Here is a 19115-nt window from a genome sequence, read left to right as displayed (position 1 = left end):
AATATCCTAAAATTATTTCAATACGTTGTATTTTTGCTAGAATAACTACTAATGATGAAAAATCTTATTTACTATGAGTACATTTTCTAATAAAACTTGGATATCAAACTATCCAGAATATGCCCCAGCAGATATTCAAGAAAATCAATATACAATTTTAGATCTATACGAAAACACAATTATACAATTTCCATATAGAGATGCTGTTTCATGTCATGATGTAAATTTAACATTCTGTGAACTTGATGACTTAGCTACTAGTGTTGCGAGTTTCTTACAGAATGATCTGAATATTCAAAAAGGTGATAGAGTAGCTATTATGCTGCCTAACTGCTTACAATTTACTGTCTGCTTATTTGCCTGTATTAAGATTGGCGCTATTTTTGTTAATACAAATCCTTTATATACGGCTGATGAACTTGAGTCAATCTTTAACAACTGTGATATTAAAGCAGCAATTGTATTGGATATGTTCGCTCATCATATACAAAAAGCTAAAGTAAATATTAACTCGTTAGAAAATGTTGTTGTTACAAATATTGCTGATTTATATCCATTCCCAAAAAAGCAGATTATCGGCTTTGTATCAAAAAACTTAATAAAAGATAAACCTAAATACAATAAAAATATTTTTATACCTTTTAGTAAAGCTATTAAAGGCAATAAAAAACTATATAAAAAACCTGAAATAGATAAAGAAGATATATTATGTTTACAATATTCAAGTGGTACTACTGGCAAACCCAAAGGAGCTATATTAACACATAATAATCTTGCCTCAAATATTCAGCAGGTATGGGCATGGGTAAAGCATGACATGGATATGTCTGATCAGGTTATAATAACAGCTCTACCTCTTTATCACATATTCTCTTTGAGTGCGAACTTATTATGTTTTTTCTTTGCTGGAGCAAAAAACATTTTGATTCCTAATGCTAGAGATATTAAAGATCTAATAAAAACTATGTCAAAAAATGAGTTTACTATTTTTAATGGTCTTAATACTCTTTATATGGCAATGTTAGAGCATCCTGATTTTGAAAAAATAAATAAAACCAGATATCAATACTCTTTAAGTGGCGGTATGCCTATTTCTCGTAAAATATATTTACACTGGTTAGATAGAACAGGTGTAGAACTTAAAGAAGGATATGGTATGACAGAAATGTCACCAGCTATTGCTTTAAACAAGTTTAATGAGTCAGAAGATGATTACTTTGGCACTTGTGGCTACCCTATTCCAGGTACAAATCTTAGTATTAGAGATATCGAAACACAACAAGAAATCAATGAGTGTTATAAAGAGGGAGAAATTTGGCTTAAAGGTCCTCAAAAATGTCGTGGTTTCTGGAATGATAAACAAAATAATGAACTATACTTTACTGATGATGGTTGGTTAAAAACTGGTGATATAGGATACATAGATAAAAAAGGACGCTTAACTATATCTGATAGACTCAAGAATATGATTATTGTGTCGGGATTTAATGTTTACCCTCGTGAAGTTGAAATATGTATACTTAAACTAGACTATGTAAAAGAAGTAGCTGTTACAGGAGTTGAGTCTAAAACTTCTGGAGAAAGAGCTATTGCTTTTATATCCTTAGAAAAAGGTTCCAAAGCAACTGAAGATGATATTATAAAGCACTGTAAGGAAAAATTAGCTAGCTATAAAGTTCCTAAATCTTGTATTTTTGTCGAAACTTTACCTAAAAATAACACTGGTAAAATAGATATTAAAAAGCTTAAAAATCAATTCTTATAATACCTTTTAATTTTAATTTTCTTATTTGAAAAGTATTGTTTTGGCGTTTCACCAAACGCTCGTCTAAACATTGCAATAAAATTACTTGGTGATGCATAACCTAAATAATCAGATATTTCACTAACTGATATGTCTTGTGCTAACATATCTAACCCTTTTGCTAATTGAGCTTGCTGTCTCCAACGAGAAAAAGTTAGTCCAGTCTCTGATAAAAATGCTCTTCTTAAAGTTCTTGGTGACATTGCTCCAAAGGATGCCCACTCTTCTAAGCTTTTGTCAATAGAGGGACTATCCATTATTGCATTAGCTACTTTTATAACTCTTTGAGTTTTTGGCATCGGCATATGTAAAGATTCTTCAGGAGCCATAATAATTTCATTACAAATAATTGAAGCTATCGATTCTTGCTCTATAGTCAAACTATCTCGCCTGTCCCATTCTGTTGCTCTTAAGGAAAGAGCTCTAAGAACTTCACTTATATGTATAACACAAGGAGTTTTTGATAATCCTTCACATAATTCAGGTAATATAAAAACTGTCCAGCCTCTTACCAAACCATTAGTCCTAATTCTAAAAGGCATATTAGGAGGAATCCATGCTGCTCTATTAGATGGTAATATCCACGAACCATATTCTGTCATAACATGAATTACACCAGTTTCAATGCAAACTATTTGCCCTCTGTATGGTTTATACCATCTTACAGTTTGTGTCTCATATTGTGAGTTATCTGCCTTGATAGCAACAATTGATGGCCCATTACGCCATTCACCACAAAAGTTAATATCTTCTCCTAGATCATTTTGGCCATTTTTCATCATTTATTGTCCATATAATGCTACAATACATTCTATAATTATGTAATAATCTTAAAATAAAATAAACTATGATGAATGTTCTTACTTATTTTAAGAATAAAATTCATAAATTTAAATAATTGTTACTAAAGAAAAGCTAGAATATAATTTATGCCAACAAACACTTCTAATGTAGGCTTTTGGAGTCAAAAAAGAACAATAGTTGCGTTAGCAATAAGTTTGCTAGCATTAGCTGAAATTGTTGACTTAACAATCGTAGCAGTTGCTATTCCTCAAATCATGGGAGCAATAGGAGCAAATGTTGAAACTATTGCTGATGTAACTACAGTATATATTGTTACCGCTGCAATTTTCATACTATTATCGGGATTAATTATAGAAAAATATGGCATTAAAAGAGTTGCTTTAGTTTCATCTGTAATTTTTGGTATATCATCTATTATGTGTGGTTTATCAACATCTCTAGCAGAAATGATTGTATTTAGAGCTTTTCAAGGTATGGGAGGAGCATTTTTACCATCAGTAGCCCAAACATACATCTCTACAAATTTTAGAAATGAAGAATACAATAAAATGATGACTGTATATAGTATGGTTATCGTTATGGGTCCGATTATTGGGCCTGTACTTGGTGGTGCTATTTGTGAAAACATGTCATGGGAATGGATTTTCTATGTAAATGTACCTCTTTGTATAGTTGCTTTTGCAATTATATTCTTTATGATGGATGCGACTAAAATTAAAAAAATTAAAATAGACTATATTAGTTTTGGCTTTATGGCTATTGGTGTCGGATGTCTAGAACTTTTTATTGATAATGGAAACACTAATGGCTGGTTCTCTTCTATAGAAATGATTATACTTTTAAGCATATCTATTGTTTCACTGGGATTTTTTATCTGGAGGGGCTTAATATATTCCTCTGTAGTCAAATTTCGAATATTTAAGAATTTTAATTTTATCCTAGCATGTTTTTTATGCTTTATGTTCGTACTATTGTTTTCTGCTGCTATGGCATACTTACCAACAATGCTACAACAAGTATATGGTTATCCTGTTGATTTAGCTGGTTATATTACCGCTCCTAGAGGAGTCGCCGCAATTTTTGGCGCTGTAATAACTCAAAACTTCCTAGTAAAAAAGCTAGGCGTTAGAACTACAATCAGCTTAGGAATGCTTACATTTGGAGCATCTTGTCTAATGCAAGCAAGCTTCTCACCTACAGCAAGTGAGTTTGACATAGTCTTAACCACTGCTATTCAAGGACTAGGAATGATGATGTTTTTCGTTCCGTTTATGAGCGTACTTGTAGTTGGTGTAGCTGATGAGGATATGGGAGATATGTCTGGTTCCTTTAACTTTTTCAGAAATTTTGGTAGCTCCGTAGGTACCGCTTTTGTGGCGACTTTTATATCAAGAAACCAACAGACTACATATCAAGAGTTATCACAAAATATTTCATATATGAATAATAGCTTTCAAGCTTGGACCAATACATTACCAATTGCAAATAATACAGAAGCAATAGCTATAGCAAAACAACAAGTATTGCATCAAAGCAGTTTATTAAGCTATGTTAACTCTTTTTATGTTGTCGGTATTCTTAGCCTCTTATTAGCTATAGTACCATTTTTATTAAAAGAACCTCCTAAAAACGCTACTGTTCCAGCAATGCATTAATTTTTATTATAGGAATAATTTAAAATGTCAGAAGAAAAAATACTTGATACTCAGATACCGGAAGAAAAGCAAGAACATAATGTGAAAAAAGAATCTAAATTTTCACCTAAGAAAATAGCTATTGGACTTAGTATAGTTACTTTAACAGCACTTAGTATCTATGGATACTATAAGTATAATAAAATTTTTCCGAATACTGATAATGCATATGTAAATGCTGACGTAATTAACATATCACCTAAGGTTGGTGGATATATTGAAAAAGTTTATGTGCAAAACAACCAGTATGTATATAAAGGTGATAAGCTAGTACAAATTAATCCTAAAGACTATCAACTACAAGTTGCAAATGCAAATGCAAAAATTATTCAAGCTAAAGGGCAATTAGCTGTAGCCCAAGAGCAAGTAAGTGTTGCAAAATCAAATCTTACCAAAACTCAATCATCACTTGATACTGCTACAAGCATGGCTGATAGATATATAAAACTATACAAAGAAGATGCCGGATCTCTACAAGATGCTCAAAAATACATAAATCAGAAAATACAAGCAGAAAAAGCTAAGGATGAAGCATATTCATCTCTTAAACAAGCTCTTGTACAAGTGGAAATAGCAAAAGCTCAAGTTGATGCTGCAAAAGTTGGATATGATAATGCCAACTTAAATCTAGGCTATACAACTCTTATTGCTCCTGATGATGGTTATGTTTCAAACCTAAAAATTTATAAAGGTCAGCTTGTTTCTACTGGACAACCACTGTTTGGTTTCATTGATAACAAAACGTGGTGGATAGATGCCAACTTTAAAGAAACTGATCTCGATAGAATCAAACCAGGGCAATCAGTAAAGATTGAGCTAGATATGTATAGTCATGCATATACAGGTACAGTAAATAGTATTAGCTATGCAACAGGATCTGTATTTTCACTTTTACCTCCTGAAAATGCTACTGGTAACTGGGTTAAAGTTACACAACGTTTTCCAGTAAAGATAGTACTAAAAAATGACCCTAAATATCCGTTGAGAGTTGGTGCTAGCGCAACAGTAAAAGTAGATACTTTATAGGTGACTACTATGATTAAAAATAAAATTATTTTATTAGCATCCATTACAACAACACTCTTAATCTCTAGTTGTAGTTTTTTCGATCCAAAATATGAGAAACCTGAAGTTAAAGCACCAGCTCTTTGGAATAGCCAAGATAAAAATATTGGAATAACGAAAAATTGGAATCTTACAAAAATTGCATGGTGGAGAGAGTTTCACGATCCAGTATTAAATAACCTTATAACCACCGCACTAAAAGATAATAACAAGCTACAAGTTTCTATAGGAAATGTCCTCCAAGCTAATGCTGAAATAAATAAAGCCAACTATGGTTGGTTACCTACAGCAAGCGTTGGAGGTGGTGGGTTCGTAGCTCAAGCTTTTGATATTAATTCAAATTCAAGCATACCTCAGCTTAACAATGTTGGAACTCAAACTGCAAGTGGCTCTTTAGTAGGCATCATCCCTAGTTATACAATAAATATTGCTAGGCAGTTTAAACTAGGAGAAATTTCTAGATTAAGTAAAAAGATGCAAGTCAATCTTAAAAATACTACTAGATTATCAATAATAAGTCAGGTTAGTGCTGCATATTTCTCATTAATTACGGCTCAAGAGCAGTTAAAACTACAGACTCAAATGGTTAATCAACTTGAACTACTTTTCTACTATGCTGAAAATCAGCGTAAACTTGGGGCGACATCTCCAATGCTAGAAGAAGTTATAAGACAACAGCTTGAAACTCAAAAAGGAAAAGTAGCTATGATCAAGAATGATATAGTTCATTTCCAAAATACTCTCAAAATACTAATGGGTAGAAATCCTGGCAAGATAGTAACAACAAGAACACTTAATGAGATAAATGCTGATATTAAAGTGCCAGTAAATATGCCTTCTCAAGTATTAGAGAATAGACCTGATGTAGCTATTGCTGAATATAAATTACAAACTGCTAATGCAAATATAGGCTTAGCCAGATCTCAATTTTTCCCAAGTATCGATTTGACAGGTGCTTTTGGAAACGCAACCCTTGCTCTTGGAGAGCTTGCTACAATGAATGCTTGGGCATGGGCTGCTCAAGCTGTAGCTGCAGTACCAATATTTAATATGAGCATTCTTGCAGATAGCGACAAAGCAAAGGCACAGTTCTACCAAGCTTACTATGATTATATAAATACGCTGCAACAAGCCTTTCAAGATGTTGATGATACCTTATCAGAAAGATCAGCAAATGAAAAAAATTATACGAAACAAACAGTTTCTCTGAAATCAACAGAAAAACAAGAAAGTATATTCTCTAAAAAGTATAGTTCCGGTGCTATTAGCAAAGCACAGTATACAGGTATTACTCTTAATGTACTTTATCAACAAATGCAGGTAAATCAAGCAAAGCTAAAATCTTTGATAAGTATTGTCAACCTATACCAAGCGCTAGGTGCTGGCTACAATGTTGATAACTATATAGATCCACACTACGATCACCCTGCTTTTGATAAGTAGTTATCTTTCGATAACCTAGATACATTATCTTAGTAATAGTTTGTTGTTATGATAAAATCTCTCAAAATTAAAATCTTAATTAAAGGTAATCTAATATGAAAATAATAAAAAATTTTATTGCAGAAGAGTATTCTAAAAAATTAATAGAATGGTTAAAAAAAATTTGTATAAACTATCCTGCTGAAGGTTTTGTAATTGGCATCAGTGGTGGCATAGATTCAGCAGTAGCAGCATCTTTAGCAGTTAAAACTGGATTACCTACAACAGCACTAATACTACCATCAAAAAATAATCAAGATCAAGATATGAAAGATGGACTAGAACTCATTAAAAATCTTGATATAGAACATCATATTGTTCCAATACAACCTGCTTATGATACATTTATAGAGTCGACTCTTAACTTCACAAACACACAAAATGACCGCCAACATGTCATCAAAGGTAATGCTCAAGCCCGTCTTAGAATGATGTATTTATATGCTTATGCTCAACAAAATAACAGAATTGTTATAGGCACAGATAATGCCTGCGAATGGTATATGGGTTACTTTACAAAATTTGGGGATGGCGCAGCGGATATATTACCTCTTGTTAATCTTAAAAAATCACAGGTCTTCGAATTGGGAAAATATCTCAAAGTTCCACAAAATATTATAGATAAAGCTCCATCTGCGGGTCTATGGCAAGGTCAGACTGATGAAGATGAAATGGGTATTTCATACAAAGAAATTGATGATTTTCTAGATGGTAAAAAAGTCTCAGAGAAAGCTCTTGACAGAATAAACTTCTGGCATAATCGTAGTCATCACAAAAGATCTATGGCTTTTACCCCAGACTTTTAATAAAACTCTCAAAATTATATTTGACTATAATTAAAAATCTAATATATCATAACTAAAAAGAATCAACTAAAAATCATAATGAAAAAGTTATTTATAATATCTCCTTTTTTACTGTCGCTTGCTGCTTGTGCTCACTTAGGCAATAGTGACAAAATGACAGAGCTCTATATTGATAAGAAAGCTCCTGATATTCAAGATATAAATTTCAATAAATCAGGTACTCTTCCAGCAAATATAGAAAATCAAAGTTATTACAACGTTATAACTTCTGGCTCTGCAATAACTAATTGTAGTGTTTTTGACTATGGTAGTAAAAAAATTGATGAACCAGGAAAAAATCAAATATTTATAGGTGATGCACGCGATTGGGACATTGTTAGAATTGATTGTCGCAAAAATCATGGCAAAGGTAAAGTTGGCGAGAAATATAACTTAGAAATTAAAGTGTTTACTGATGGTACTACATATTATGCCTCAACAGAAGTTGTACATGGCTAATATGCTTAAATAATTCTCTTATGAAATCCTTTAAACAATGGCTTTTTATTATAACTATAGTTGTATCAGTAATAGGAGTGACTCCTTTTAGCTTCCTAGAACATCAATCTCAGCTAGAACGAAAAGATTATACAACCACGATAACATTTCTTGGAGAGAATTATTCGCAAATAACTCATATAGGAACAGCTAAATTAGCACATATCTCATGGGAAACAAATTCAAAAGGAATTATATTTAAATGCCCAAATGGATATGCTTTTCCAAGTTCCTCTAGAAGAGAAATCCCCCCAGACTCAATACAAATGCTTTCATCAGAACATCAATTTAATAAAAAAAGCATTACCATTATAACTACAATTGGGGAAATTATTTCAGATGATGATCAATTACCTAGTCAGCTATGGATAGCTAGAAACAAACTAACATTAGAAGTAGACTGCATACCTATAAAAGAGATAGATTCGTTTAAATAATTATAAACATTTACTCAAAAAATTTCTTGGCATAATCTTTGACATTATCAAACCAAGTTTTACTCTTAGGTGAATGTTTACTTTGATAATCCTCACCTAAACTATCTGCGAACTTTTCTAATAGCTCTTTCTGTTCAGAGTTTAGATTAATAGGAGTTTCAACAACTACTTTACAAAGTAGATCTCCTCTTCTTTGACCTCTGAGAGATTTCATTCCTCTTTCTCTTAAGCGAAATACTTTACCAGTCTGAGTTTCTGGTACAACTTTAAGTACTACCTCACCATCAAGAGTTGGAACTTTTATCTCTCCACCTAAGCAAGCCTTAGTAAAACTTATAGGCATTTCACAATATAGGTTCATATCTCTTCTTTCAAAGATTTTATGATCCTTAACTAAAATTTGGACATACAAGTCGCCATTCATTGAACCGTTAGATCCTGAATCACCCTCACCTTGTAGCCTAATTCTATCGCCGTTATCAACACCTTCAGGTATCTTAACTTTAATAGTTTTTTGTTTTTTAACTTTACCACCGCCATAGCAATCATCACAAGGATCAGCAATACTTGAACCTGTACCATTACATACAGGACAAGTTTGCTCAAAAGCGAAGAAACCTTGCTGTCTTCTAATTGTTCCTTGTCCATGACAAGCATGACATGTTGTTTTAGTTTTTGACTTAGAGCCTGTACCATCACAGCTATCACAAGATTCCATTCTTGGTATATTTATCTCTTTTTCAACGCCAAAAAAAGCCTCTTCTAAAGAAATCTCGATAGTATATTCTAGATCACTACCCCTAGATGCTCTAGACCTGCCAGATCCACGTGAAGCACCTCCAAAGAATGTATCAAAAATATCTTCAAAACCTCCAAAGCCACCTGCACCACCAGCCCCGCCTTGCTGATTAACTCCAGCATGACCAAACTGATCATACCTAGATCTTTTACTATCATCACTTAGTATTTCATAAGCTTCGGAGATCTCTTTGAATTTTATTTCTGCTTCTTTATCATCAGGATTACGATCTGGATGGTATTTCATCGCAAGCTTTCTATAAGCCCTTTTAATCTCAACACCTGAGGCTGTTTTAGATACATTTAAAATTTCATAATAGCATTTCTGTTGCATTTTACCTAACCTAAAAATTTTGGACAGACTATTATAACAAAAAGAAAAGTGTGGATAAACCACACTTTGTTGACTTATTCAGATTTTATTTATTTTTTATCGTCTTCAACATCTTCAAAGTCTGCATCGACAACGTCATCATCTTTTTTTGGCTCTTCAGCTTGAGCACTGCCTTGAGCACCTGCAGCTTGAGCTTGTTCAGCATATGCCTTTTGAGCAATTGGTGAGAACACTTCTTCTAGAGCTTTTGTTTTAGCATCAATTGCTTCTTTATCATCACCTTTCACTACAGATTCTAGATCTTTACAAGCTTCTTCTACTTTCTCTTTTTCTTCTGCAGTTACTTTATCGCCTAACTCAGCTATAGCCTTTCTAGAGCTATGAATTAAGTTATCAGCTGTATTTCTTGCAGATACTAATTCATGGAACTTCTTATCTGACTCAGCATTAGCTTCCGCATCTTGTACCATTTTTTCGATATCTTCTTCAGATATACCGCTAGATGACTTAATCACAATATTTTGCTCTTTTCCAGTAGCTTTATCTTTAGCAGATACATTTAAGATACCATTAGCATCTATATCAAATGTAACTTCGATTTGTGGCATACCACGCGGTGATGGTGGAATATCTGCCAAATCAAATCTACCTAAAGATTTATTTGCAGAAGCCATTTCACGTTCACCTTGAAGTACATGAATAGTAACTGCTGGTTGGTTATCTTCTGCAGTTGAGAATACTTGTGATTTTTTAGTAGGAATCGTAGTATTTCTCTCGATAAGCTTAGTCATAACGCCACCCATAGTCTCAATACCTAGAGAAAGTGGAGTCACATCTAGTAAAAGTACATCTTTAACATCTCCTGCTAATACACCACCTTGAATAGCTGCGCCAACCGCTACAGCTTCATCAGGGTTTACATCTTTGCGCGGTTCTTTACCAAAGAACTCTTTTACTTTTTCTTGTACTAGAGGCATACGAGTTTGTCCACCTACTAACAGTACTTCCGTAATATCAGACTTGCTTAAACCAGCATCTTCAAGAGCTTTTTTACAAGGCTCTAAAGATCTAGCTACTAAATCACCAACTAAAGATTCAAATTTAGCTCTAGTGATTTTAATATTTAAATGCTTAGGTCCTGTAGCATCAGCTGTAATATAAGGTAGGTTAACATCAGTTTGTTGAGCTGAAGATAATTCTACTTTAGCTTTTTCAGCTGCTTCTCTAACTCTTTGCAGAGCTAACTTATCATTATGAAGATCTATGCCTTGCTCTTTTTTGAACTCATCAATTAAGTAGTCCATTAAAGCTAAGTCAAAATCTTCACCACCCAAGAATGTATCACCATTTGTAGATAAGACTTCGATTTGGCTATCACCATCAACATCAGCAATTTCAATAATGGAGATATCAAAAGTACCACCTCCCAAATCATATACTGCTACTGTTTGCTCACCTTTTTTAGAGTCAACACCATAAGCTAATGCTGCAGCTGTAGGCTCGTTGATAATTCTTTTAACATCAAGACCTGCAATCTTACCAGCATCTTTTGTTGCTTGTCTTTGACTATCATTAAAATAAGCAGGAACTGTAATTACAGCTTCTGTAACTGGTTCACCCAAGAACTCTTCTGCTGTCTTTTTCATTTTTCTTAAGATTTCAGCAGATACTTGTGGTGGAGCCATTTTCTTACCATCTTTAGTAGCAACCCAAGCATCACCATTATCAGCTTTAACTACTGCATAAGGCACTTTCTTTTTAATATCATTTTGAACAGCTTTATCATCATACTTGCGACCAATCAGTCTTTTGATAGCAAAGAATGTATTATCAGGGTTAGTTACCGCCTGTCTTTTAGCTGCCTGACCTACTAATATTTCACCACTATCAGTATATGCAACAACTGAAGGTGTAGTTCTATGACCTTCAGCATTTTCTATAACTTTAGCACTCTTACCATCCATAATAGCAAGACAAGAGTTAGTAGTACCTAAATCTATTCCTATAATTTTTCCCATGAAAATTCTCCTGTATTATTTTAACTTTATTTTTAAACTTTTTTTCAATCTCAACTTATAAATGGGTATCTCTATTAGTTTTTCAAGTATTTTTTTAATTTTTTACTATAACCACTTTAGCTGCTCTAACCACACGACCATTTAGCATATAACCTTTCTGAAATACATCAAAAATAATATTATCTTCAAGTTCTGGGTTAGGGATCATAGCCATTGCTTCATGAATATTTGGATCAAACTTCTCACCTTTTGGATCTAACTCTTCTAAACCATTTTTCTTAAGTGTATCTACAAGCATTTTAGAAGTTAATTCTATACCTTCCTTCATAGCGATAGCTTCTTCAAGCTTTACTTCATGCTTTAATGCTTGCTCAATACTATCAATTACCGGCAAAAGCTCTTTGGCAAATTTTTCTACACCAAACTTGCGTACATTAGAAACATCCCTTTCCGCTCTTTTACGAATATTCTCCATCTCTGCCCTAGCTCTTAGAGCTTCATCTTTAAAAGAGTCACAAGTTTCTTCTAATTCTTTGATTGTATCTTTTGCTCTTTCTAATTGTTCTTCTACAGATAATTCTTCTATAGCTTTACTAGTAGACTCTTGATTTATCTCTTGCTCATTATCTAAGACTTGATCTTCAATATTATTTTTTTCTTTTTTACCCATAAAACAACCTTTTATTTTAATCTTGTTAATACTACAATCTGTTAGATGTTTTATACATAGTGATTGTTTTTGTATTTTCAAGAAATTATTGGCATTTTTTTATATGAATATGAGAAAAATAAAAGAGAATTTAAAAAAAATAAGCTTTATAGTGCTTTTTATTCTTATAAGTAGTTGCACAAATGTAACTGCTCAACGCTATTTATCAAAAAAATATTCAGATAAAGTTGATTATAAAAAAGCTAGTTTCAAAGATCTAAACAATTGGGATATTAGTGATCAATTTACATCTTTTGATACCTTTAAAAAATCATGTATAAAAATAGTTGATGAAAATAAACCTGAATATACAAATTGGATAAATATTTGCCATAAAGTGATAGCTGCTAAAATAGAAACAAAAGATCAAGCAAAAACTTTTTTTGAGCAAAACTTCTCTCCATATCAAGTAATATACAATAATAAGGATACAGGAACATTCACGGGATACTATGAACCTACCATAAAAGGCAGTCTAGTCAAAACTCTACAATACACTGTGCCTATTTATAGAACTCCCAACGACTTAGTCAAACGACCTAAGGGCGATGATAATTTTTCTTTTGGCAGATATAAAGATGGTAGATTAGTTCCATATTATACGCGTGCAGAAATATCAAATGGTAACCTGCTAACAAAAAAAGATGTATTGGTGTGGGTTAAATCAAAAGTTGATAGAACATTCTTGCAAATACAAGGCTCGGGAAGGATCGAAACTGATAGTGGTGACATTTTAGTTGGTTACGATAGTCAAAATGGACATGAGTATAAACCCATAGGAAGATATCTACTTGATAATGGCTATATGGGCAGAGATCAAATGTCAATGCAAGCAATTAAAGCTTGGCTAAACAAAAATAAAGACAAAATAGATGATGTTCTAAATTATGATCCCTCTTTTGTATTCTTTAGATATGTAGATCGCAAAAATGCAGTTGGTGCTCAAGATGTTGAATTAACTCCTGGTTATTCCCTGGCTGTTGATGACAGATACTATCTATATGGAGTTCCTCTTTGGCTAGAAACTGATTACTACGAAGATAATCATCATGACACTAAACCACTTGATCGATTAATGATAGCTCAAGATACGGGAGGTGCGATTCGAGGACCTATTCGAGGTGATGTATTCTGGGGTCATGGCCAACAAGCTGAATTCAACGCTGGACATATGAATAATCAAGGTAAACTATGGATTCTGTTACCAAATGAATAACCCTAAACATTTTAACACTATTATTATTGGTGCGGGAATCTCTGGCATATCCCTAGCACAAAAACTATCTCAAGCAAATATAGACCACTGTCTATTTGAACCAAATAAAATCGGAGGATGTATAGACTCACAGAAATACAAAGATTTTTGGTTTGAAATGGGTGCACATACAATATATAACTCTTACAATGAAACTATAGACTATATCCGCAACAACTCTCTCGAGCAAAACATCCAACCAAGAAGAAAAGCCCCATTCCTATTTGTACAACCTAATAACAAAATTCAAAGTATTTTTACTAATATAAATCCTTTTACAGCTGCTTTTAGTTTCTTAAAGAATAGAAATATCTCAAAAGAAGATAAAACTGTTAGCGAATATGCAATAAAGCTATTTGGCAAAAAAAATTACTACCGAACATTAAGATTTTGTTTTGATGCTGTGCTATCTCAAAATAGCCAAAACTTCCCTATGGAATACTTATTTAAAAAATATGATAGAGATACCTCTCTACCTCGAAGTTTTACATTCAAAAATGGTTTGTCTGAACTATTTACTAATCAAAAACAAATAGTTATCAAAGAAAAAGTTATCAATATTTCAAAGCAAGACAAATGGATAATTGAAACAGACCATGCCAATTATCACTGTGAGAACTTATGTATTGCAACACCATGGAATATAACGGAGTCTTTGCTAGAAGATATACTACCAAATATAGCAAAACATCAGTATAGACCTGTAATGTCAAATCTAATAAGCATAGGAATTGTTGCAAATAAAAAATCATTGAAACATATTAAAAATATTGCTGGCTTAATTGGTAAAGATCAGTTCTTTTACTCAGCTGTCTCTCGTGATGTTGTTGATAATCCGAGATATAGAGCTATAGCATTTCATTGTAAAGATAATTATTCTCAAAAAGAATTAATGCATAAAATAACAAAGCTTTTGAATATAACTGAGGAAGATATTCTTCATATCTACATAAAACAAAACACATTACCCTGCTACCATCGTAATCATCATATTTTCCTACAAGATTTAGAAAAAGAGCTTTTAGAAATACCTAACTTATATATTACTGGCAATTTTTTTGATAGATTAGCAATTGAAAACTGTATTAGAAGATCAAGCAAAGAAGCCTGTAGACTAATCAAATCTCTCTAAATAAACTGGCTCAAATATACTTAATTCTAGGAGCATAATTCAATGATAAAAACCCTTGCAGTTAATAACTACCGCTCATTACTAAATCTAGTAATACCTCTATCGCAACTAAATATTATAACTGGTGCTAATGCAAGCGGTAAGTCAAATCTTTATAAAGCTTTGAGACTACTAGCAGAAACAGCTCAAGGTGGTGTGGTAAACTCACTTGCTAAAGAAGGTGGACTAACCACAACATTCTGGGCAGGTCCTGAAAAAATTTCCAAAGAAATGCGTGAGGGTAAAGTTCCAATACAAGGAGGACCTAAACAAAAAGAGCCTCGTCTACGCCTAGGATTTAGTGATGAAACATTTGGCTATACGATTTCTCTCGGCTATCCCGGCCCGCTAACTGCAACTTCTTTTTCTTTAGATGCTGAAATCAAACGTGAAACAATTTGGGCGGGCAAAACCTATAAACATCCAAGCGCTCTAGTTGATAGAGATAGTCATATTATAAAAGTCCGAGAGCAAAGACAATGGCAGATCATCGAACAACACTGTCCTAACTATGAAAGTATTTTTACTCAAGCTTCGTATATAGATAAAACACCCGAAATTGTAGCCTTGCGTGAGAAAATCAAACAATGGCGTTTTTATGATCATTTTCGCACAGATATTGACGCTCCAGCACGAGCTAATCAATTAGGTACTCTTACAACAGTACTAAGTCATGATGGCCACGATCTTGCTTCAGCATTACAGACAATTATTGATATTGGTGACCACCAAGCCTTAAATGAAGCTATTGAAGATGCTTTCCCAGGTAGTAGTCTAAATATCAAAAAACACTCTGATGGGCAATTCATCACAGAACTAAGTCAACATGGGCTATTACGCCCATTATCAGCTCGTGAATTCTCTGATGGAACACTGCGATACTTATTGTTAGCAGCTGCTCTATTTACCCCAAGACCTCCAGAACTTATGGTTCTAAACGAGCCTGAGACAAGCCTACATTCTGACTTGATAGCACCGCTTGCAAGATTGATTGCTAAAGCATCTACTAAAACTCAAATTTGGGTTATCTCACACTCTAAAGAACTGATAAAATGTCTACAACAACTACCAAATCACAACCTAATTGAAATAGAAAAAGAGCTAGGACAAACCAAAGTTATTGGTCAAAATCTTCTAAACACTCCAAATTGGAGGTGGCCAGATACAAAATAACTCATACTATAAATTTTCTTCATTAATTTTATTTGCTTATCTTACATAGACAGTGTACTATATAGACTGCTTAAATTTTTAAAGTACGGCGAGCTGTATAGGTTTGCATGATTAAGAATTTTTTGCAAAAACTGAGTAATTGACAACAATAAATAAAGGAAAAAAGATGAAAACGTTTACTGCAAAACCATCAGATATCAAAAGACAATGGCTTTTGATTGATGCTACAGATAAAACTTTAGGTCGTCTAGCTACTGAAGTGGCAATGATCCTAAGAGGTAAAAACAAACCAGAATATACTCCTTCTATGGACACTGGTGATTATGTTGTTATCATTAATGCTGAAAAAATAGCTGTAACTGGTAACAAAAGAAAAGACAAAATTTACCACCACCACACTGGATATATTGGCGGTATCAAATCAATCTCTTTTGAGAAGCTAATTGCAACTCATCCAGAAAGAGCTATTGAAAAAGCTGTTAAAGGTATGCTTCCTAGAACTCCACTAGGACGTGCTATGTACAAAAAGTTAAAAGTTTATGCTGGTGAAAATCACCCACATACAGCTCAACAACCTCAAGCTCACAATATTTAATAAAGGATGGTAAAAATGTCAGAATATAATTATGGTACAGGTCGTCGCAAAAGTTCTGTAGCTCGTGTATTTATGAAAAAAGGTACTGGTCAATTTATCGTTAATGGTCTTCCATTAGAGCAGTATTTATGTCGTGAAACAGATTGTATGGTTGTAAAACAGCCTTTAGAATTAACTAACAACACTGAAAACTTTGACTTTAAAGTAACAGTAAAAGGTGGTGGTACTACTGGTCAAGCTGGTGCTATACGTTTAGGTGTTACTAGAGCTCTTATCGAGTTTGATGAAGATTTAAAACCTGCTCTTCGTGAAGCAGGTTTCGTTACTCGTGATTCACGTAAAGTTGAGCGTAAAAAGTTTGGTCTTAGAAAAGCTCGTAGAAGAAGACAGTTCTCTAAGCGTTAATACGTTTTATTACCTTTCTATTATTCTTTTTATTTTTATCACTAGGAGGATAAAATCTTGTTATTATATACAAAAAAGGATGATATCTATAGCGACATAGTTCGTATGATTCTTCTTATCAAAGGAGCTAATGCGAAGATTATAGATGTTTCTAAAGAAGAAAACTCAAAACACTTAGAAGAACTAAATATAATAACGCCTAATGGCAATATTCCTACGCTTAGTACTGATGATTTTGCTGTTTATAGACTAAGTATTATTATAGAAGCTATAGAAGATTTGTATCCTTTTCCTCCAATGTTCCCAGTTTTTCCAAAGCAAAGAGCTAATGCAAGAATATTATTAGAATATGTTAATAAAACATTTCTACAAAATATCATAAAATTGCAAGACTCAAATTTGACAGAAGAAGAAGCATCTGAGATAAAAGTAAAAATGCAAAAAGATATTATTAGTACTTATAAGACAATTGTCAGTGAAAGAGAGGTAAATGCAGAAAGTAATCCAGATGCACAAAACATTAATGTTTTAACTCTTATTATAACTTTTGTTTTTTATTACTTTATTAAGCTTAAGATTTCAATTCCTACGAAAGATAAGAACATTATCAAAGAAATCAAAGAACTTTTGAGTGAAGCTAATTTTATAAAAACGATTAAAGCACAAGGAGCTTGATATGGCTATGCTTAGAGCATATGTAGTCAAAGCTACATACAACTGGCTAGTTGATCACGGATTTACACCATATATTTTGGTTGATACTGAGTATGAAGGTGTAGTCGTACCTAACAACTATATTGATGAAGATAACAAAATACTACTAGACTTGTCTCCTCAAGCTATACAGAACTTAGATATTGATGATAACCATATTAGCTTCGATGCTACTTTTGATGGTGAACCAATATCCATTAATATTCCTATAGAATCTGTTTTAGAAGTTTTCTCTAAAGAAACTGAGCAAGGAATGTATGCTCGTGAATTCGGTTACGGAATCAATATTAATGAAGGTGAAGATGATGAAGCCGTTAATCCTAAAAAATTAGGCGAAGCAAACTCAGACAATGTTCTTTCTCTAGATTAATCTTTTCTTTTATCATTATCTACCATATGCTCTAGATTACTAATTATCTCATCTAGCTGCTTAGTGAAAATATCTAAATCTTTATTATCGATATGTCCTAAAGATTTTTGCCAATTTATATTTATAAAATCTTGAGTCCTAACCGAAAACTCCTTTCCTAACTGTGTTAAAGTAAAACGTACAACTCTCTTATCTTGTGAGTCAATGTAACGTTGCAATAATTTTTTAGATACTAAACTGTTAATAGCTCTAGTAATACTCTGAGGCTCACATCTCATATAATTAGAAATATCAGATTTCGAAGGTCTATTTAGTCCCAAAGCAGCTAATAAAACAATAGCCTCAGTGTAAGTAAAATGTTTTTTTTCTAAATAGTTCATGAATATTTTATACCATAGAGCATTAATTCTTCTCCATTGCTGACTTAAACTTGTAAATTTATCTAGTGGCATAAAAGAATATATTTTTTACTTACAATTATATGAAGCATTGCGTTATATTTCAACAGGTGATAATATGTCTTTCGTAATTTTCTAACTAGTCTTAAAATATGATCACATTAAATCAAAAACAAATCTTACTTGACAAAGCTATCATGCAACAGAAATCACCTTTTTTTATAAAAAATATTGATGGCAAATATATTTATATAAATCATCAAGCAGCCGCATTAGCAGACTTAACTCCAGAAGATTTTATTGATTTTGATGACTCAGAAATTTTTGGGGCTGAAATTGGGGCTATATATCGAAAAAAAGATCAAGATATTATTGCTGGTAAAGATGTTAATCCTATTGATATTTTCACTGATAAAAAAGGTGTTACAAGAGCATATTTCATATTAAGACAACCTATCTATGATAAGGATAAAGTTATCGGAGTATCTGGAATTAGAGCTGACATAACTAACTTCATAGATAAGATTGCAGCAATCAAAATTTAGC

The 19115-nt window shown here is 32.8% G+C and carries 20 protein-coding genes; 15 read left to right on the top strand and 5 right to left on the bottom strand.

Going from position 1 to position 19115, the window contains the following annotated elements:
* Positions 1–73 precede the first annotated feature (73 nt).
* Positions 74–1765, top strand: a complete 1692-nt coding sequence (locus ACKTR7_RS08500; RefSeq protein WP_407877903.1) for a long-chain-fatty-acid--CoA ligase — start codon at positions 74–76, stop codon at positions 1763–1765.
* Here ACKTR7_RS08500 and ACKTR7_RS08495 read toward each other — a convergent pair.
* Positions 1753–2586, bottom strand: coding sequence for an AraC family transcriptional regulator (locus tag ACKTR7_RS08495; protein WP_407877902.1), 834 nt, complete (start codon positions 2584–2586; stop codon positions 1753–1755). The genes ACKTR7_RS08500 and ACKTR7_RS08495 overlap by 13 nt on opposite strands.
* Positions 2587–2733: 147 nt before the next feature.
* Between ACKTR7_RS08495 and ACKTR7_RS08490 the strand changes: the two genes are divergently transcribed.
* The 6 genes from ACKTR7_RS08490 (at position 2734) to ACKTR7_RS08465 (ending at position 8629) form a co-directional block, all read left to right on the top strand.
* Positions 2734–4263 carry an MDR family MFS transporter gene (locus tag ACKTR7_RS08490; RefSeq protein WP_407877901.1) on the top strand — a complete coding sequence of 510 codons (1530 nt, stop codon included), beginning with the start codon at positions 2734–2736 and terminating at the stop codon, positions 4261–4263.
* A gap of 24 nt (positions 4264–4287) precedes the next feature.
* On the top strand, positions 4288–5328 hold the full coding sequence (locus ACKTR7_RS08485) for an HlyD family secretion protein (RefSeq protein ID WP_407877900.1): 1041 nt from the start codon (positions 4288–4290) through the stop codon (positions 5326–5328).
* A gap of 9 nt (positions 5329–5337) precedes the next feature.
* Complete coding sequence (locus tag ACKTR7_RS08480) at positions 5338–6810, top strand: TolC family protein (protein WP_407877899.1); 1473 nt, start codon at positions 5338–5340, stop codon at positions 6808–6810.
* A gap of 95 nt (positions 6811–6905) precedes the next feature.
* Positions 6906–7655 carry an NAD(+) synthase gene (gene nadE, locus ACKTR7_RS08475; protein WP_407877898.1) on the top strand — a complete coding sequence of 250 codons (750 nt, stop codon included), beginning with the start codon at positions 6906–6908 and terminating at the stop codon, positions 7653–7655.
* A gap of 78 nt (positions 7656–7733) precedes the next feature.
* On the top strand, positions 7734–8153 hold the full coding sequence (locus ACKTR7_RS08470) for a hypothetical protein (protein WP_407877897.1): 420 nt from the start codon (positions 7734–7736) through the stop codon (positions 8151–8153).
* Positions 8154–8173: 20 nt separating this feature from the next.
* On the top strand, positions 8174–8629 hold the full coding sequence (locus ACKTR7_RS08465; RefSeq protein ID WP_407877896.1) for a hypothetical protein: 456 nt from the start codon (positions 8174–8176) through the stop codon (positions 8627–8629).
* A 10-nt stretch (positions 8630–8639) separates the two neighbouring features.
* Here ACKTR7_RS08465 and dnaJ read toward each other — a convergent pair whose 3' ends face one another.
* The 3 genes from dnaJ to grpE form a co-directional block, all read right to left on the bottom strand.
* Positions 8640–9761 carry a molecular chaperone DnaJ gene (gene dnaJ / locus ACKTR7_RS08460; RefSeq protein WP_407877895.1) on the bottom strand — a complete coding sequence of 374 codons (1122 nt, stop codon included), beginning with the start codon at positions 9759–9761 and terminating at the stop codon, positions 8640–8642.
* A gap of 89 nt (positions 9762–9850) precedes the next feature.
* Positions 9851–11779, bottom strand: a complete 1929-nt coding sequence (gene dnaK, locus ACKTR7_RS08455) for a molecular chaperone DnaK (protein WP_407877894.1) — start codon at positions 11777–11779, stop codon at positions 9851–9853.
* Positions 11780–11873: 94 nt separating this feature from the next.
* Positions 11874–12449, bottom strand: coding sequence for a nucleotide exchange factor GrpE (gene grpE, locus ACKTR7_RS08450; RefSeq protein ID WP_407877893.1), 576 nt, complete (start codon positions 12447–12449; stop codon positions 11874–11876).
* A 103-nt stretch (positions 12450–12552) separates the two neighbouring features.
* Here grpE and mltA point away from each other — a divergent pair, with 103 nt between their 5' ends.
* The 7 genes from mltA (at position 12553) to mglB (ending at position 18171) form a co-directional block, all read left to right on the top strand.
* Positions 12553–13704 (top strand): murein transglycosylase A, encoded by a 1152-nt coding sequence (gene mltA / locus ACKTR7_RS08445; protein ID WP_407877892.1) that lies wholly within the window; start codon positions 12553–12555, stop codon positions 13702–13704.
* Positions 13697–14875: an NAD(P)-binding protein gene (locus ACKTR7_RS08440; RefSeq protein WP_407877891.1), complete on the top strand. Its 1179-nt coding sequence runs from the start codon at positions 13697–13699 to the stop codon at positions 14873–14875. Before mltA ends, ACKTR7_RS08440 begins: the two co-directional genes overlap by 8 nt.
* Positions 14876–14917: 42 nt before the next feature.
* The gene (locus ACKTR7_RS08435) at positions 14918–16087 is read left to right on the top strand and encodes an AAA family ATPase (RefSeq protein WP_407877890.1); all 1170 of its coding nucleotides are present in this window, start codon (positions 14918–14920) and stop codon (positions 16085–16087) included.
* A gap of 166 nt (positions 16088–16253) precedes the next feature.
* Positions 16254–16682 carry a 50S ribosomal protein L13 gene (rplM, locus tag ACKTR7_RS08430; RefSeq protein WP_014714547.1) on the top strand — a complete coding sequence of 143 codons (429 nt, stop codon included), beginning with the start codon at positions 16254–16256 and terminating at the stop codon, positions 16680–16682.
* Positions 16683–16697: 15 nt separating this feature from the next.
* Entirely contained in the window at positions 16698–17087 is a 390-nt protein-coding gene (rpsI, locus tag ACKTR7_RS08425; RefSeq protein WP_012280747.1) for a 30S ribosomal protein S9, read from the top strand.
* A 57-nt stretch (positions 17088–17144) separates the two neighbouring features.
* A complete protein-coding gene (gene mglA / locus ACKTR7_RS08420; protein ID WP_407877889.1) occupies positions 17145–17762 on the top strand; it encodes a transcriptional regulator MglA in 618 nt (205 codons plus the stop codon).
* Between the two features lies 1 nt (position 17763).
* Positions 17764–18171, top strand: a complete 408-nt coding sequence (gene mglB, locus ACKTR7_RS08415) for a transcriptional regulator MglB (protein WP_407877888.1) — start codon at positions 17764–17766, stop codon at positions 18169–18171.
* On the opposite strand, the gene ACKTR7_RS08410 is transcribed toward mglB, so the two are convergent.
* Positions 18168–18623, bottom strand: a complete 456-nt coding sequence (locus tag ACKTR7_RS08410) for a MarR family winged helix-turn-helix transcriptional regulator (RefSeq protein ID WP_407877887.1) — start codon at positions 18621–18623, stop codon at positions 18168–18170. The two genes, mglB and ACKTR7_RS08410, sit on opposite strands and share 4 nt — an antisense overlap.
* 98 nt (positions 18624–18721) lie before the next feature.
* On the opposite strand from ACKTR7_RS08410, the gene ACKTR7_RS08405 reads away from it, so the two are divergent.
* The gene (locus ACKTR7_RS08405; RefSeq protein WP_407877886.1) at positions 18722–19114 is read left to right on the top strand and encodes a PAS domain-containing protein; all 393 of its coding nucleotides are present in this window, start codon (positions 18722–18724) and stop codon (positions 19112–19114) included.
* The last annotated feature ends 1 nt before the right edge of the window (position 19115 follow it).

It is taken from the genome of Francisella sciaenopsi, from assembly GCF_045862875.1.
In the GTDB taxonomy this organism is placed as follows: domain Bacteria; phylum Pseudomonadota; class Gammaproteobacteria; order Francisellales; family Francisellaceae; genus Francisella; species Francisella sciaenopsi.
This window is presented reverse-complemented; position numbering and strand designations above follow the sequence as displayed.